Origin of the sequence: Arsenicicoccus sp. UBA7492, from assembly GCF_002479615.1 — a bacterium.
Lineage (GTDB): Bacteria > Actinomycetota > Actinomycetes > Actinomycetales > Dermatophilaceae > Arsenicicoccus > Arsenicicoccus bolidensis.
Genome location: NZ_DLOE01000012.1, coordinates 41851 through 57469, shown reverse-complemented (window position 1 = coordinate 57469; position 15619 = coordinate 41851). Strand labels below are relative to the sequence as shown.

Sequence of the window (15619 nt, the reverse complement as noted above, 5' to 3'; positions counted from 1 at the left end):
AATGGCCACTCTGCAGATCAACGACCTGCACGTCTCGGTCGACACCGAGCAGGGCTCCAAGGAGATCCTCAAGGGCGTCGACCTCACGGTCCGCTCGGGGGAGACCCACGCGATCATGGGCCCCAACGGCTCCGGCAAGTCCACGCTCGCCTACGCGATCGCCGGTCACCCCAAGTACACCGTGACCAGCGGCACCGTCACCCTCGACGGCGAGGACGTCCTCGCGATGAGCGTCGACGAGCGCGCCCGCGCGGGCCTGTTCCTCGCGATGCAGTACCCCGTCGAGGTGCCCGGTGTCACGGTCTCCAACTTCCTGCGCACCGCCAAGACCGCGGTCGCCGGCGAGGCCCCCAAGCTGCGCTCCTGGGTCAAGGACGTCAAGAACGCCATGGCCGACCTCAAGATGGACCCGGCCTTCGCCGAGCGCAACGTCAACGAGGGCTTCTCCGGCGGCGAGAAGAAGCGCCACGAGATCCTCCAGATGGAGCTGCTCAAGCCGTCCTTCGCGATCCTCGACGAGACCGACTCCGGCCTGGACGTCGACGCCCTCAAGATCGTGTCCGAGGGCGTCAACCGGGTGAAGTCCGGTGGCGACGTGGGCGTCCTGCTCATCACGCACTACACGCGCATCCTGCGCTACATCAAGCCCGACTTCGTCCACGTCTTCGTCGACGGCAAGGTCGTCGAGGAGGGCGGGCCCGAGCTCGCGGACCGGCTCGAGGACGAGGGCTACGACCGCTTCGTCAACGCGCCGGCGCCGGCGGCCGCGCCCGCGACGGTCTGATGGCCGACGTCTTCACCCCGGAGGAGTCGGCCCGCATCCGGGCCGACTTCCCGATCCTCGCGCGCACCGTGCGCGGCGGGAACCCGCTCGTCTACCTCGACAGCGGGGCCACCTCGCACAAGCCGTCCCAGGTGATCGACGCCGAGCGTCGCTACTACGAGACGGTCAACGCCGGCGCCCACCGCGGCGCGCACCTGCTCTCGGAGGAGGCGACCGACGCCTACGAGGGCGCCCGCGCCACCGTCGCGCGGTTCGTCGGTGCGCCGACGCCGGACGAGATCGTCTTCACCAAGAACGCCACCGAGTCGCTCAACCTCGTGGCCTACGCCTTCAGCAACGCCGGCTTCGACGGCGCGATGGACGGCGCGGACCCCGCTGTGGCGCAGCGGTTCTCGATGGGTCCCGGAGACGAGATCTGCATCACCGAGATGGAGCACCACGCCAACCTCGTGCCCTGGCAGGAGCTGGCCCGACGCACCGGCGCCACCCTGCGCTGGCTCGGCGTGACGGACGACGGCCGGCTCGACCTGAGCAACCTCGACGAGGTCGTCAACGAGCGCACCAAGGTGCTGGCGTTCACCCACGTGTCCAACGTCCTCGGCACCATCAACCCGGTGCACACCCTCGTGGCCCGCGCCCGCGAGGTCGGCGCGATCACCGTGCTCGACGCCTGCCAGAGCGTCCCGCACCTGGGCGTCGACGTGCAGGAGCTCGGGGTCGACCTGGCCGCGTTCAGCGGTCACAAGATGCTCGGCCCCACCGGGGTCGGTGTCCTGTGGGGACGCACCGAGCTACTCGCCGCGATGCCGCCCTTCATCACCGGTGGCTCGATGATCGCCGTGGTGCGCATGGAGCAGACCACGTATGCCGCTCCGCCGCTGCGCTTCGAGGCCGGCTCGATGAACGTCGCGCAGGTCGTCGGCCTGGCCGCGGCGTGCGACTACCTCGACGAGCTCGGCATCGGCCGCGTCCACGCCCACGAGACGATGCTCGCCGAGCGGCTCCTCGCCGGTCTCGCGCAGCGTCCGTGGGTGCGGGTCGTCGGCCCCACGACCCTGGAGGACCGCGGCTCCACCGTGGCCTTCGTCGTCGACGGCGCCCACGCCCACGACGTCGGTCAGGTCCTGGACGACCAGGGCGTCGAGGTGCGGGTCGGTCACCACTGTGCCTGGCCGCTGCACCGGCGGATGCGCGTGGCGGCGACCACGCGGGCGAGCTTCGCGCCATACAACACCGTGGACGAGGTCGACGCGCTGCTGTCGGCCCTCGACAGGGTCCCCGCGATCTTCGGGCTCGACGTCGCGCAGGAGCAGGAGGCGAGCTGATGGACCTGTACCAGGAGCTCATCCTCGACCACTCCAAGCGCCCCCGGCACCCGGGGCTGCGCGAGCCCTACGAGGCCGAGGTGCACCACGTCAACCCGACCTGCGGCGACGAGGTGACGCTGCGCGTCCACGTCGACCGCACCGCGGGCTCGCCGGACCAGATCACCCTCGAGGACGTGTCCTACGACGCGCTCGGGTGCTCGATCTCGATGGCGTCGACGTCGGTCCTTGCCGAGGAGTGCATCGGCCGCCCGCTGTCCGAGGTCTTCGAGACCTTCGGGGCGATGCGGCACATGCTCACCAGCAAGGGTGCCGACCACGGGGACGAGGAGGTCATCGGCGACGGCGTGGCCTTCGCCGGCGTCGCGCAGTACCCCGCCCGCGTCAAGTGCGCCCTCCTCGGATGGACCGCCATGGTCGACGCCCTCGCCCAGGCCGGCGTCGACATCTCCAGCACCAGCCAGACCAGCAAGGAGTCACGAGCATGAGCGACCAGACCACCACCCTGCCGCCCAACGTCGCGGACGTCGAGGAGGCCATGCGCGACGTCGTCGACCCCGAGCTCGGCATCAACGTCGTCGACCTCGGCCTCGTCTACGGCATCACCGTCGACCCGCAGTCCAACGCGGTCATCGACATGACGCTGACGTCGGCGGCCTGCCCACTGACGGACGTCATCGAGGACCAGACCGCGCAGGCCCTCGAGGGCCTCGTCGCCGACCACCGCATCAACTGGGTGTGGATGCCGCCGTGGGGCCCGGACAAGATCACCCCCGACGGCCGCGAGCAGCTGCGCGCCCTCGGCTTCAACGTCTGACCGTCGACGCACCGCACGAGGCCCCCTCGCTCGACTCGGAGCGAGGGGGCCTCGTGCGGTTCAATGGGCCGTATGACGACGCCCCCCGCCGACCGCGAGATCCTCACCTACGCCGACTTCGGGCGGTCCATGCGCGAGCTGGCGCAGGCGATCGTCGACGACGGCTACGAGGTCGACGTGGTCCTGTCGATCGCCCGGGGCGGCCTGCTGATCGGTGGGGCGCTCGGCTACGCCCTCGGGGTCAAGAACTGCTCGGTCATGAACGTCGAGTTCTACACCGGGGTCGACGAGCGGCTCGAGATGCCGGTCATGCTGCCGCCGACCCCCAAGGCCATCGACCTGTCCGGCATGAAGGTCCTCATCGCCGACGACGTCGCCGACACCGGCCGCACGCTCGAGCTGGTGCACGAGTTCTGCCGCGACCACGTCGCCGAGTCGCGCACCGCCGTGATCTACGAGAAGCCGCACTCGATCATCAAGCCCGACTACGCGTGGAAGCGCACCGACGCCTGGATCGACTTCCCCTGGTCGGTCGAGCCGCCCGTCACCCGCAGCGCCTGAGCTGGGTGTCGTGCCCACCGGCGGTGTCGTGCCTCGCAACGCTGCCGGGGCGTCCCGTGCGCTCCCTCAGGACGGCGCCGACCACCACCTCCACCACGTTCACGGCCCCCACGACGTCCACGTCGACCCGGCGCGCCTGACCTCGTGGGTCGGCGGCTTCCTCGACCGGCACGGCCCCGCCCGCTGGGGCCACGACCGGGGCAGCGTCGTCGTGCGGGCGGCGGACGGTGCGGTCGCCCGCCTCGACGCGCTGGACCCCACGGGCAGCGAGGCGGTCTCGTCCCTGCGCACCCTGGTCGGCTGGCCGGGCCCGCAGCCGCGCCTCGCCCTGGTCCTGCTGCGACGAGGCCGATATGCCGTGGGCCTCGCGGACGCCACCGACCTCGTGGCGCACACGGCGGGGAGCCGCTATGTCCAGTCCCGCACGGCGGCAGGAGGGTGGTCGCAGCAGCGCTACCAGAGGCGGCGTCGCAATCAGGCGGAGGCCCTGGTGCGGCACGTGGCCGATGAGGTCGTCCGCATCTGCTCGGGGGCTGGACCCGCAGGGGATCGGGGCGGTGGGGGAGGAGCGCGCGGTGGGCGAGGAGCACCGAGCGGGGTAGGAGCGCCTGGTGGATCGGTCTCGCTCGGTGGCGCCGAGGCGCTCGTGCTCGGCGGTGACCGCGGGCTGGTCGAGCGGGTGCTCGAGGACCCTCGGCTCGCCGCCTGGCGGGGGCTGCCGAGGCGGGAGGCGTTCGGCATACCGGACCCGACCCACGCGATCCTGCGCGAGGAGCTGAGACGGGCCCGGGCCGTCCGCGTGACCATCCACGAGCCGACCTCCACGGGAGCGCGCCGGGGTGGCATGGTGGAGGGCATGACCGGAGAGACGATGTCCGATGCCCGCGAGCTGATCCCCGCCGCTGCCGCTGCGGTGACCGACCTCGTCGAGCGCATCCCCGCCGACGCGTGGGGCCGCCAGAGCCCCTGCGAGGACTGGACGGTCCGCGACGTCCTCAACCACCTGACCAGCGAGCACCTCTGGGCGCCACGGCTGCTCGGCGGCGAGACGGTCGAGCAGGTGGGCGACGCCTACGACGGCGACGTGCTCGGTGACGACCCCGTGGCGGCCTGGCGGTCGGCGCAGACGCGCTCGGTGCTGGCCTTCGGGGCGGTGGAGGACGACGACCAGGAGGTGTCGGTGAGCTCGGGGAGGATCCCGGTGCGGGAGTACGCCTCGCAGATGCTCGTCGACCTCACCGTGCACGCCTGGGACCTCGCGCGGGGTGCCGGGGTGCCGGTGACGCTCGTGCCCGAGGCGGTCGACGCGTGCCTCGGCTATGCCAACCGCGTGACCTCGGGCGGCGGCGTGGAGGGGATCTTCGGCGCGCCGGTGTCGACGAGCTCCCGCGATCGTGTCGACCAGCTCGTGGCGCTGCTGGGCCGCGACCCCGCCTGGCGGGACTGAGCTCGACGGACCTCGACGGACTGGGTCGTCAGGTGGTCTGCCGGCGACCCTGCGGAGCGAGCTCGCGCAGCGTATTCGCCGTCGCGACGGCCGCCGTCGCCGCCTCGTGACCCTTGTCCTCACGGGACCCGGGCAGCCCGGCGCGGTCCAGCGCCTGCGCGTCGTCGTCGCATGTGAGCAGCCCGAACCCGATCGGCACCCCGGTCGTCACGGCGACCCGGGTGATGCCGTCGGTGGCGGCGCTGCACACGTAGTCGAAGTGCGGTGTGCCCCCGCGGATCACGACGCCGAGGACGACCAGGGCGTCATACGAGGGTGCCAGGCGCGCGCAGGCCACCGGCAGCTCGAAGGACCCGGGCACGCGCACGAGGTCCACGTCGGTGACACCGGCCTGATCGAGGGCTCGATGGGCGCCGTCGACCAGTCCGTCCATGACGGTGTCGTGCCAGGACGACGCGATGATCGCGACGCGCAGGCCGCTGCCGTCGACGGTGAGGGTGGGGGAGCCGTGGCCGGCCATGTCATGCCTCCTGGGCGAGGGTCGGGTGGGCGAGTGGGGTGCCGTCGACGGGGTTGGCATCGAGGGGGAGCGTGTGGCCGAGGCGGTCGCGCTTGGTGCGCAGGTAGGCCGCGTTGGCGGGGTTGGGCGGGACATGGGAGGGCTCGGTCGCGGCGACCTCGATGCCGGCGTCGGTGAGGGCGTCGACCTTGCGAGGGTTGTTGGTGATCAGGCGGACTCGCGTCAGACCCAGGTCGTGGAGGATGGCCGCCGCGCCGGCGTACTCGCGGGCGTCCACGGGCAGGCCGAGCAGCTCCTGCGCCTCGACGGTGTCGGCGCCGGCGTCCTGCTCGTGATAGGCGGCGAGCTTGGCCAGCAGCCCCACGCCGCGGCCTTCGTGCCCGCGGACGTAGACCACGGCCCCGCCCTCGGCCGCCACCCGCGCGAGGGCGTGCTCGAGCTGCGGCCCGCAGTCGCACCGCAGCGACCCGAACGCGTCGCCCGTCAGGCACTCGGAGTGGACGCGCACCAGCGGCGTCGCGTCGGCGTCGGTCCCGCGAGGGCTGACCAGGGCCACGTGCTCGGCCCCGGTGACCAGGTCGTGATAGCCGTATGCCGAGAACAGCCCGTGCCGCGTGGGCACCGTGGTCCCGGCCGCGAGGCTCACGCGGTCGTGCACCTGGCGGTGACGGACCAGCGCGGCGATGGTGATGACCGGCAGGTCGTGCTGGGCGCCGAGGGCCACGACGTCGGGCGTCCGCATCATCTCCCCGGTGTCGTGGACGAGCTCGCCGATGGCGCCGACGGGGGACAGGCCGGCGAGACGGCACAGGTCGACGGCGGCCTCCGTGTGTCCGGCGCGGGTGAGGACGCCGCCGTCACGAGCGCGCAGCGGCACGACGTGGCCCGGCCGGATCAGGTCGGTCGGTCGCGCGTCGGCATCGGCGAGGGTGCGCAGGGTCGTGGCCCGGTCGGCGGCGCTGATGCCGGTCGTGACCCCGGCCGCGGCGTCGACGGTCACGGTGTAGGCCGTCCGCAGGCTGTCCTCGTTTCGCTCGACCATGAGGGGAAGGTCGAGCCGGTCGGCCCAGGCGTCGGGCATGGGCGCGCAGACGTAGCCGGACGAGTGCCGGATCGTCCACGCCAGCCACTCGGTGGTCATGGTCTGCGCGGCGAGGACGACGTCGCCCTCGTTCTCCCGGTCGACGTCGTCGAGGACGAGGACCGGCCGACCCTCCCGCAGCGCCCGCAGGGCGTCCTGGATGGGTGGCTCGAGGAACATCACTGTCCTCCTGGGTGATCGACGCGATGGTGCACCGGTTGGGGCCGGAGGGTGATCCGGACGTCGCCGTCGAGGACGGCCACGTCGGTGGTCGTGAGGCGGTGCGCGTCGGCGATGGTGGCGACCCCGAGATCCCCCACCGCGGCCGCGCCGGCGCCGAGCAGCGCGGGTGCGACATACGCCACGACCCGGTCGACCACCCCGGCCCGCAGCCAGGCGGCGGCCGTCGTGGGGCCGCCCTCGAGCCACACGTGACGGACGTCCAGCTCGTGCAGGGTGGCGAGGACCAGGTGCGGGTCGCGCTCGCGGACGAGCAGGCTCGGGGCGCCGTCGTCGAGCACCCGGGCCGTGGGCGGTATGTCGCGACGGCCCACCACCACGCGCACCGGCTGCCGCTCGTGGTGGGACCCGTCGGCGTCGCGCACCGTCAGGCGGGGATCGTCGGCGAGCACGGTGCCGGTGCCGACCACGACCGCTCCGGCGGTGGCTCGCAGCCGGTGCACGTCGGCGCGGGCCGCAGGGCCGGTGATCCACTGGCTGCTGCCGTCGCTCGCCGCCGAGCGGCCGTCGATCGTGGCGGCGAGCTTCCAGGTGACGAAGGGCCGGCCGTGGGTCACGGCGTGCACGAAGGCCTCGACCAGCGTGGCGGCCCCCTCGACCGGCACCAGGTCGCACCGGACACCGGCCGCGCGGAGGGTGTCGGCGCCCCCGACGGCCACGGGGTTGGGGTCGGGCAGGGCATAGGCGACTCGTCGGACCCCCGCCTCGACCAGGGCCTCGGCGCACGGGCCCGTGCGTCCGGTGTGGTTGCAGGGCTCCAGCGAGACGTAGGCGGTGCCGCCGCGGACGTCGTGGCCTCCGGCCCTGGCCTGGGCGAGCGCGGCCAGCTCGGCGTGCGGCGTGCCGGCGCCGCGGTGCCAGCCCTCGCCGACGACCTCGCCGTCGCTGCCCAGCAGGACGCAGCCGACGCGCGGGTTGGCGTCAGCCGCCGGGCCGTTGGCGGCCAGGGCTACGGCGCGGTGCAGGAGCACGAGGTCGCGCTCGCGCTGCTCACGGTCTCCGTGGCTGTGCTGCTCGTCGTGCTGGTCGTGTCTGTCGTGCTCGGCGTGCTTGTGGTGGTGGCCGTGTCGGTCGTGCTCGCCCCGGTCGTCGTCGGCGGCGGTCTGGCCGGTCATCTCGTCCCTCTCGCTCGCTGCTGGTGCGCGAGCTCCGGGGAATGACGGCGACGGACACCCTGGCCGGCCGGGCCGACATACGGCCTGCCGCAGGGTGCCCTGCGTCGAGGCACCCTCTCGGGCACCTCTCGTGCTGACTCCCATCCGGACTTTCACCGTCGGTCCTGGAGTTCCACCAGGTCAACCGCCCACCTCGAGAGGTGGTCGGGTCGCGGACTGTCACCGCCGGCTCGGAATTGCACCGACCCCGGAGCACGTGCCGCCGACTATGCCACAACGGCCTGTGGGCCCACCTCGACGTCCGTCGCAGCCTCGGAGGGGCGGGTCACGGTGCGCCTCGGATTCGCCGCCCTCGCCCGGGGCCTGCACGGCACGCGACATCGACCGGGCTGCACCGGCTCTGACCTGCGGAAACACCTATCCAGACCCTTCCCTCGACCGGCCTCAGGCGGTATCCTAGGACCAGGTCCCACGGTGGGGCGTTGAGGTTGGGGAAGGGGCGGTTAACATGATCATCGACACCCGCTCTCTCGGTCTGCCCGACGTGATCGTCGAGGCGTTGGAGACGATCCTGGTCGCCACCACCGACACACCCCCTGGAGCCGAGCCGCGCCCTGACTCAGAGGTGCTGGAACAGCTGGCCCTGGCTCGCGTGGTGGCTGTCCAACGCCTGACCGGACACCTGCACGCCCTGGCCATCTCCGCCCACGCGGAGCTGCAGGACAGCATCGCCACCGAGCTGGGCGCGCTCGCGGGTCCCGACCCGTGCCCGAGCCGCGCCGCCAAGGCCGTCGCGGAGGGCCATCGGGTGGCCAACGCCGAGATCGTCACCGCCACAGGCCTGGCCTTGCACGAGGTGCAGCGGCGCTCGCGCCTGGCCGCCTCGCCACGCGAGTTCCTGGGGGCGCTGCTGAGCGCGCTGACCCATGGCCGCACCACCCTCGAACGCGCCACCGCCGTGCGCGACGACACGGCCGCCCTGCCCGACGAGGCGGCGGAGCGCGTCCTCGACCGGGTCCTCGCGCCCAAGCACGGGCACGCCCCCGACGACCTCTCGCCCGAGGCGACGCTGAGCCACGCGCGCTTCCTGCGCCGGCTGCGCGAGCGGGTGGTCCACGAGACGGCACGGGTGCGCACCGCCGAGGAGGAGCGCACCCGGCGCCTCGAGGAGCGTGACGTGTGGAGCCGGGTCGACGACCACGGCGTGGCCCAGCTCGGCCTCTCCGGGCACCCGGATCAGGTGGCGGCGGCCAAGGGCCGGATCGACCAGCTCGCCCGGGCCGCCAAGCAGGGCGGCGACTCACGTCGGCTGGCGCAGCTGCGTGCTGACATCGCTCTGGCCCTGCTCACGCACGGGACGACCACGGCCCGGCCAGGGACCGGAGACGTGATCCAGCCGGAGACCAGGGATCTCCTCCCACCGACGTCCGGCGCAGCCGCGCCGCAGGGAGCCGATCGGCCGTGGGCACCGGGACCCGGGGGTGGCGATCTCGGCACCCTGGCGGCCAGGTCGGCCCCCGATGTGGTTGCCGCAGCGGGCAGCTCGGGTGCCGACGTCACCCCTGCGGCTCCGGACCCGTGGGTGCACCCAGACCCCGGATCTCCGTTCGCCGACCTCATCCTCCGCGACCACGAGGAGCAGGTCGCCTCCGAGCTGCATCAGCAGGAGGAGCTGGCCGCCGCGGACAGCGAGCGCGCGCGTGCCGCACAGGCTGCGGCCGCGCAGATCGCCCGCACCGCCGCGGCGCTGGCTGACCTGCGTGCCCCTGCCCACGTCGACGTGCGGGTCGACCTGCTGACCCTGCTCGGCCTGCGCGACGACCCGGGATACCTGGATGGCATCGGTCCGATCCCTGCCAAGACCGCGCGCGAGATCGCCCTGCGCACCGACAGCAGGTGGCACCGGCTTGTCCACGACCCCGTGACGGGCATCCTCTACGACCGCCGCACGGTCTCCTACCACCCCACACCGACGATGCGCGACGACGTCGTGGCCCGTGACCTCACCTGCCGCGCACCCGGCTGCACCCGCCCCGCCCAGGTGTGCGACCTCGACCACGTGACCCCCTACCCCACGGGTCCGACGAGCCCGGCCAACCTCGTGGCCCTGTGCCGCTACCACCACCAGCTCAAGACCCGAGGCCACTGGGACTACCGGCTCGACGGCGAGGGCCGGCTCCACGTGACGACCCGCACGGGACAGCGCGTCGAGGGCGGCGCGCACGAGCACCGGGACGCCGACCGTGCTGCCGCTGAGGTGCGTCCAGCACCCGGGCTGGACGAGTGGTCCGGCGGCGAGGGGCCGCGAGGGAGTCTGCCCGGACTGCTCGTTCCTGATCTGGCGACATGGCGACACCTCGACCTCGACAAGGTGCGCGCGCTCCGCGCTCGCGGCTTCATCGTCGTCCTGACGCTGGCAGCCTGAAGCGGGGTCCGGATTCACAGGTGACGTCCACCAACCATGGAGATAGGTGCGGCGTCGGAGGGGGTGCAACCGCGTTCCACGCACCACTCAGCCCCGAAAGGCCCCTGCCATGTCGTCGTCCGACACCCCCGCGTCGCGTCGCTCCACCTCGACGCGATCGATCGCGTCCTCCGCCCTGGTGTCCTCGTCCGTCGTCGCGACCCTGCTCGCGGGCACGTTCGCTGCCGCACCCGTGGCCCAGGCCTCGTCCCAGGTCGAGCAGGCCCGCCTCCCGCGCGCAGCCGCCGCCGCACCGGTCGTCGACGGCGAGAACGACGGCCCGCACTCGCCCGTCAACCGCAAGCGCGCCGCCACCACCACCGTCCGGCGGGCCGGTGCGGTCATCCGCGACGTCGACCTGGGTGACGTGGAGCTGGGCGAGCGCAAGGGACAGTTCCGGTCCCCGGTCCGCGGTGTCCTGGTGACCCCGGACCGTCCGCGCGCCAACGCGCCCCTGGTGATCATGTCCCACCTCCGCTCGCCCGGCTGCGCCGGTGACGTCAGCGCCTTCCCGTGCCCAGGCAAGGACGTGCGATACGACCGCGGCATGACCCACCTGGGGGAGTCGCTCGCCAAGCAGGGCTACAGCGTGCTCATCCCTGACCTGGCACCGCTGTTCATCGGCATCGGCATGGCCCAGCCCTACGACCAGCAGGCCGGCTACCGCACGATCGTGGGGCGGCTGCGCGACGAGACGGTGGCCGCCAGCGCGGGGCGCGCGACCGCTTTCGGCAAGGGGCTGAACGGCGCCATCGATGCCCGTCGCACCGCCTTGATCGTCCACTCCCGCTCGGCCTACGTTGCCGGCCCGCTGGTGCAGGCCTGGTCGCGCAGCAGCTCCCCGATCGTCTCGGTCATGGCCTACGGCGGCGCGTTCGACGCCCCCGACGACCACGGGCGGTTCACACCGATGATCCCGGACGTCCCGTTCCTCGGGATCGTGGATGACCGGGACAAGGACACGAAGTTCACGGGCCAGCTCTGGCTCACGCAGCACGCCGGCGCGAGCCGTCGCACCCCGGCCCTGATGAGCGTGGTGCCCGGTCTCGGTCACAACTACGTCAACCGCGCCCTGTCCTCCACGCGACTCGACGACCGTGCCGGGTGCGACGCCACCTGCCCGGGACCGGCGGCGCACGAGCGCTTCCTCAGCTCGGCCGCCCGCCTGTGGCTCGACGCCACCGTGCGCCGCACGCGCACGACGCTACCCATGACGGCCGCCGCCCCCCTCCCCGCCACCCTCGGTGGCCTGCCCGCTCGCTGGCTGGCGGTCACCAACGCTCCCCGCGTCAACGCCTACCTCGGCGGGATGCGCGGCTCGATGCGCCCGATCGGCCGCGGCGGCTCGGTGCGGCCCTGCCTGTACGTCGACCCGATGAATCCTGCCAAGCCCGCCAACGCCTGCCCCGAGCCGCAGCGCGGAGACGTCCAGAACGCGAGCCGCGTCGCTCGCGTCACCGTCACCCCCTCCGGTGGCGTGCGGGTGGCCGCCAGGACCAGGGGTGTGCGCGAGCTCGTCCTGCAGCTGAGCCCCAACGACGATCGGGCCGACCGACGCGCCGGCTCCCCGCTGCGGGTGACCGTCCGCACCGCGTCCGGGCGCCCCACCGTCATCGACGTCCCGGCCACCCACCCGGCGCTGCGCAACCGCGCCGGCGCGGACGCCAACGGCACCTACGCGATCGGCACGGTCCGCCTGATGATGCCGCGCTCCGTGACTGCGTCGACCGTCACCGGCATCGACCTCACCGGTGGGAGGGCCTCGAGCAGCCTCGACATCCGGGCGGTGGACCTGGTCACCGGCTGACCTGTCAGTGGCTGAACCGTCACTGGCTGAGTCCGCCACGCCCCCTCACCGGCCGCAGCCCTGACCCGCTGACCCCAGCAGGGGGGAGCCAGCGGGTCAGTCCAGCAGGCGCTCGATGGTGGCGGGCAGGGCGGCGAGGCTCGGTATGACGCTCGCCGCTCCCGCCTCCCGCAGCGCTCGGGTGTCGTGGGCCCCGGACACGACGGCGATGCCCAGGACCCCCGCGAGCGACGCGGCGTGCATGTCGGCCACGTGGTCGCCGACGTAGAACGCCGCGTCCTCCTCGCGCAACGGGATGGCCTTCTGCTCCCCGAAGTGGTCGCCGTAGTACGCGTCCACCAGGTCGCGCAGGCCCGCGTCGACCAGCGCCACGTCGACGACGGGGTGGTGCTTGGCGGACACGACCACCGTCCGGAACCCGTTGTCGCGCAGCCATTCCAGGGCGTCGCGCGCCCCGGGCATCGGCCCGGCCTCGCCCGGCCGCTCCTCGTCGTACGCGCGCCGGTAGAGCGGCACGAACTCGGCGGGGTCGGTGCCGGGGGCCACGCGCTGCAGGATCTCCTCCAGGGGGTAGCCGAACCACGGTGTGAACGCGGTGGGCTGGACGTCGGCGATCCGCATGGTGCGGAAGGCCGAGCGGAAGGACTCCACGATGCGTTCGGTGGAGTCCACCAGGGTCTGGTCGAGGTCGAAGCCGACGGTGCGGGTCGTCATACCCTGATCCTCTCGCACCCGACCGACGGAGGACGCATGCTGCAGACCGACCTGCCCCGCGACTGGTGGGCCTCGGCCGTGGTCTACCAGATCTATCCCCGCAGCTTCGCCGACAGCGACGGCGACGGCGTGGGCGACCTGCGCGGCATCATCGGCCGGCTCGACCACCTGCAGCGCCTGGGCGTCGACGTCCTGTGGCTCAGCCCCGTCTATCGCTCGCCCATGGACGACAACGGCTACGACATCAGCGACTACCAGGACGTCGACCCGGTGTTCGGGACGTTGGCGGACCTGGACGAGCTGATCGCGGCGGCCCACGAGCGCGGCATACGGCTGCTCATGGACCTGGTGGTCAACCACACGAGCGACGACCACCCCTGGTTCGTCGAGAGCCGCGCGTCCCGCCAGTCGGACAAGCGCGACTGGTACGTCTGGCGCGACGAGCCCAACAACTGGGAGTCCTTCTTCTCCGGGTCGGCCTGGGAGCTGGACGAGGCGACGGGTCAGTACTACCTGCACCTGTTCAGCCGCAAGCAGCCGGACCTCAACTGGGAGAACCCGCAGGTCCGCGAGGCGGTCTACGCGATGATGCGGTGGTGGCTCGCCCGAGGCGTCGACGGCTTCCGGATGGACGTCATCAACCTGATCTCCAAGGTGCCCGGCCTGCCGGACGGCGAGCAGGCGCCGGGCGAGCCCTTCGGCAACGGCTTCCCGCTCGTCGCGTGCGGCCCCCGCCTGGAGGAGTTCCTGCGGGAGATGAACCGGGAGGTCTTCGCCGCGCACCCGGACGCCTACCTGACGGTGGGGGAGATGCCGGGGGTGACCGTCGAGCAGGCCCGGTCCTACACCGATCCCGCCAACGCCGAGGTCGACATGGTCTTCCAGTTCGAGCACGTCGACCTCGACGGTGGACCGGGCGGCAAGTTCGACGTGCAGCCGCTCGACATGGCGCGGCTGCGCGAGTCCCTCATGCGCTGGCAGGTGGGCCTCGCCGAGACCGGCTGGAACTCGCTCTACTGGGACAACCACGACCAGCCCCGCGCCGTCTCCCGGTTCGGGGACGACGATCCCGTATGGCGGGAGCGGTCCGCCAAGACGCTGGCCACCGTCCTGCACCTGCTCCGGGGCACGCCGTACATCTACCAGGGCGAGGAGCTGGGCATGACCAACAGCCCCTTCGCGACCATCGCCGACTTCCGCGACATCGAGTCGCTCAACTACTTCGAGGCGACCCAGCATGGGCACGTCGACCCCGAGGCGCTCCTCGAGGGGCTGCGCTACAAGGGCCGCGACAACGCCCGCACCCCGATGCAGTGGGACGACTCGCCGCACGCCGGCTTCACGACCGGCACGCCGTGGATCGAGGCCAACCCCGGCTACACCGAGATCAACGCGGCGGCGCAGGTCGACGACCCCACCTCGGTCTTCGCGCACTACCAGCGCCTGATCGCCCTGCGCCACGCCGACCCCCTGGTCGCGCACGGGTCGATCGAGCCGCTGGCCATGGATCACCCTGACCTGTGGGCCTACTCGCGGTCGTATGACGGCGCGCAGCTGCTCGTCCTGGCGTCGTTCACGCGCGCGCCGCTGCGCGTCCCGGCCGAGCTGCTCGACGGGTGGGGCGGCCTCGAGGACCTGGACCCGGTGCTGGCCACGAGCGCCGAGGCCCTCGTGCGTGACCCCGACGGGTCCGCCACCCTCGCGGGGTGGGAGTCAGTCGTCCTGCGCCGCGAGGTGCGCTGAGGCTCCCCGGGTCACTCCACCCGGTCGACCGCGAAGGTGTTGCAGGCCTGCAGGCTGCCCTTGGTGTAGCCGGTCATGAACCAGCGCTGGCGCGCCTCGGACGAGCCGTGCGTCCAGGACTCGGGGTTGACCTGGCCGGAGCCCATCTTGGACTGGATGTTGTCGTCACCGACCGACTTGGCCGCGGACAGGGCCGAGTCGATGTCGTCCTGCGTCAGCGGCTTCAGGAAGGGCTGACCGTTGGCACCGGGCACGGTCGAGGCGTCCTTGGCCCACATCCCCGCGAGGCAGTCGGCCATGAGCTCGACGCGGACGCCGCCGGACTGCGGACCCTGGGGGTCCTGCTGGGCCTTCTGCAGCAGGCCGAGCTGGTTCTGGATGTGGTGGCCGTACTCGTGGGCGACGACGTACTCCTGGGCCAGGGCTCCGCTGTCGGCGCCGAAGTCGCGGGTGAGCGTGTTGAAGAAGGACGCGTCGATGTAGACCTTGCGGTCCGACGGGCAGTAGAAGGGCCCGACCTGGTTGGACGCCGTGCCGCACGCCGACTGGGTGCGACCGTTGTAGAGGCTCATGTTGGCGGTCGTGTAGTTGCGGCCGGCCTGCTCGGGCAGGACCTTCTTCCAGTACGCCTCGACGGAGTTCTTGGTGCCGATGACGCGGCACTGCACGTCGTTGTTGGCGTCGGCGCCGGTCTTGCACTTGGCGAAGGCGTCGTCGCTGCCGGACGCCTGGGTCTGCTGGGGGCCGGGCTGGGCACCCATCGAGCCGGGATCGATGTTGGCGCCGCCGCACATGTTGAGCAGCAGCACGACGATCAGACCCAGCAGACCGAGGCCACCGCCACCGCCGATGATCATGCCGCCCGGGCTCATGCCCCCGCCGCCGCTGCCCGAGTCGACGCCGGAGGTGTCGAGCTGGGATCCCTCGTTGAAGCTCATCCTTGCTCCTGACTCGTGATCGTCCGCCGCCCTGACGTGGGGGATCGCGTTGGGGGCGGGCCG

14 protein-coding genes and 1 riboswitch are annotated in these 15619 nt (G+C 72.5%); of the genes, 9 read left to right on the top strand and 5 right to left on the bottom strand.

Features of this window, described 5'->3' with window-relative positions; translation table 11 throughout:
• Window position 1: 1 nt before the first annotated feature.
• The 6 genes from sufC (at window position 2) to B4E97_RS03620 (ending at window position 4934) form a co-directional block, all read left to right on the top strand.
• On the top strand, window positions 2–784 hold the full coding sequence (gene sufC / locus B4E97_RS03645; RefSeq protein ID WP_286958733.1) for a Fe-S cluster assembly ATPase SufC: 783 nt from the start codon (window positions 2–4) through the stop codon (window positions 782–784).
• Window positions 784–2109, top strand: coding sequence for a cysteine desulfurase (locus B4E97_RS03640; RefSeq protein WP_286958731.1), 1326 nt, complete (start codon window positions 784–786; stop codon window positions 2107–2109). Before sufC ends, B4E97_RS03640 begins: the two co-directional genes overlap by 1 nt.
• Window positions 2109–2597, top strand: a complete 489-nt coding sequence (gene sufU / locus B4E97_RS03635; protein ID WP_019284803.1) for a Fe-S cluster assembly sulfur transfer protein SufU — start codon at window positions 2109–2111, stop codon at window positions 2595–2597. Before B4E97_RS03640 ends, sufU begins: the two co-directional genes overlap by 1 nt.
• Entirely contained in the window at window positions 2594–2926 is a 333-nt protein-coding gene (locus B4E97_RS03630) for a metal-sulfur cluster assembly factor (RefSeq protein WP_019284804.1), read from the top strand. Before sufU ends, B4E97_RS03630 begins: the two co-directional genes overlap by 4 nt.
• A 72-nt stretch (window positions 2927–2998) precedes the next feature.
• Complete coding sequence (locus B4E97_RS03625; protein WP_019284805.1) at window positions 2999–3487, top strand: phosphoribosyltransferase; 489 nt, start codon at window positions 2999–3001, stop codon at window positions 3485–3487.
• A gap of 28 nt (window positions 3488–3515) precedes the next feature.
• Window positions 3516–4934, top strand: a complete 1419-nt coding sequence (locus B4E97_RS03620; protein ID WP_286958730.1) for an acVLRF1 family peptidyl-tRNA hydrolase — start codon at window positions 3516–3518, stop codon at window positions 4932–4934.
• Between the two features lie 28 nt (window positions 4935–4962).
• Here the strand turns inward: B4E97_RS03620 and ribH are convergent, their stop codons facing one another.
• The 3 genes from ribH to ribD are packed head-to-tail and all read right to left on the bottom strand — an operon-like array spanning window position 4963 to window position 7890.
• A complete protein-coding gene (gene ribH / locus B4E97_RS03615; protein ID WP_286958729.1) occupies window positions 4963–5454 on the bottom strand; it encodes a 6,7-dimethyl-8-ribityllumazine synthase in 492 nt (163 codons plus the stop codon).
• A 1-nt stretch (window position 5455) separates the two neighbouring features.
• Window positions 5456–6715, bottom strand: a complete 1260-nt coding sequence (ribB, locus tag B4E97_RS03610) for a 3,4-dihydroxy-2-butanone-4-phosphate synthase (protein ID WP_286958728.1) — start codon at window positions 6713–6715, stop codon at window positions 5456–5458.
• Complete coding sequence (gene ribD, locus B4E97_RS03605) at window positions 6715–7890, bottom strand: bifunctional diaminohydroxyphosphoribosylaminopyrimidine deaminase/5-amino-6-(5-phosphoribosylamino)uracil reductase RibD (RefSeq protein WP_239264820.1); 1176 nt, start codon at window positions 7888–7890, stop codon at window positions 6715–6717. The genes ribB and ribD overlap by 1 nt, the downstream gene beginning before the upstream one ends.
• A 126-nt stretch (window positions 7891–8016) precedes the next feature.
• A riboswitch (FMN riboswitch) is annotated at window positions 8017–8150 on the bottom strand.
• 248 nt (window positions 8151–8398) lie between these two features.
• On the opposite strand from ribD, the gene B4E97_RS03600 reads away from it, so the two are divergent.
• Window positions 8399–10315: an HNH endonuclease signature motif containing protein gene (locus B4E97_RS03600; protein WP_286958727.1), complete on the top strand. Its 1917-nt coding sequence runs from the start codon at window positions 8399–8401 to the stop codon at window positions 10313–10315.
• 109 nt (window positions 10316–10424) lie between these two features.
• The gene (locus B4E97_RS03595) at window positions 10425–12161 is read left to right on the top strand and encodes a hypothetical protein (protein WP_286958726.1); all 1737 of its coding nucleotides are present in this window, start codon (window positions 10425–10427) and stop codon (window positions 12159–12161) included.
• Window positions 12162–12257: 96 nt separating this feature from the next.
• Here B4E97_RS03595 and B4E97_RS03590 read toward each other — a convergent pair whose 3' ends face one another.
• On the bottom strand, window positions 12258–12875 hold the full coding sequence (locus B4E97_RS03590; RefSeq protein ID WP_019284814.1) for an HAD family hydrolase: 618 nt from the start codon (window positions 12873–12875) through the stop codon (window positions 12258–12260).
• 36 nt (window positions 12876–12911) lie between these two features.
• On the opposite strand from B4E97_RS03590, the gene B4E97_RS03585 reads away from it, so the two are divergent.
• Complete coding sequence (locus B4E97_RS03585; protein WP_286958725.1) at window positions 12912–14618, top strand: alpha-glucosidase; 1707 nt, start codon at window positions 12912–12914, stop codon at window positions 14616–14618.
• An 11-nt stretch (window positions 14619–14629) separates the two neighbouring features.
• On the opposite strand, the gene ypfJ is transcribed toward B4E97_RS03585, so the two are convergent.
• Entirely contained in the window at window positions 14630–15556 is a 927-nt protein-coding gene (gene ypfJ / locus B4E97_RS03580; RefSeq protein ID WP_029210061.1) for a KPN_02809 family neutral zinc metallopeptidase, read from the bottom strand.
• Window positions 15557–15619 lie beyond the last annotated feature (63 nt).

Coding starts and splice junctions, on each gene's coding strand:
- sufU (WP_019284803.1), top strand. CDS start 2,109: ATGGACCTGTACCAGGAGCTCATCCTCGACCACTCCAAGCGCCCCCGG.
- ypfJ (WP_029210061.1), bottom strand. CDS start 15,556: ATGAGCTTCAACGAGGGATCCCAGCTCGACACCTCCGGCGTCGACTCG.
- ribB (WP_286958728.1), bottom strand. CDS start 6,715: ATGTTCCTCGAGCCACCCATCCAGGACGCCCTGCGGGCGCTGCGGGAG.
- B4E97_RS03640 (WP_286958731.1), top strand. CDS start 784: ATGGCCGACGTCTTCACCCCGGAGGAGTCGGCCCGCATCCGGGCCGAC.
- B4E97_RS03625 (WP_019284805.1), top strand. CDS start 2,999: ATGACGACGCCCCCCGCCGACCGCGAGATCCTCACCTACGCCGACTTC.
- ribD (WP_239264820.1), bottom strand. CDS start 7,890: ATGACCGGCCAGACCGCCGCCGACGACGACCGGGGCGAGCACGACCGA.
- ribH (WP_286958729.1), bottom strand. CDS start 5,454: ATGGCCGGCCACGGCTCCCCCACCCTCACCGTCGACGGCAGCGGCCTG.
- B4E97_RS03585 (WP_286958725.1), top strand. CDS start 12,912: ATGCTGCAGACCGACCTGCCCCGCGACTGGTGGGCCTCGGCCGTGGTC.
- B4E97_RS03600 (WP_286958727.1), top strand. CDS start 8,399: ATGATCATCGACACCCGCTCTCTCGGTCTGCCCGACGTGATCGTCGAG.
- sufC (WP_286958733.1), top strand. CDS start 2: ATGGCCACTCTGCAGATCAACGACCTGCACGTCTCGGTCGACACCGAG.
- B4E97_RS03595 (WP_286958726.1), top strand. CDS start 10,425: ATGTCGTCGTCCGACACCCCCGCGTCGCGTCGCTCCACCTCGACGCGA.
- B4E97_RS03630 (WP_019284804.1), top strand. CDS start 2,594: ATGAGCGACCAGACCACCACCCTGCCGCCCAACGTCGCGGACGTCGAG.
- B4E97_RS03590 (WP_019284814.1), bottom strand. CDS start 12,875: ATGACGACCCGCACCGTCGGCTTCGACCTCGACCAGACCCTGGTGGAC.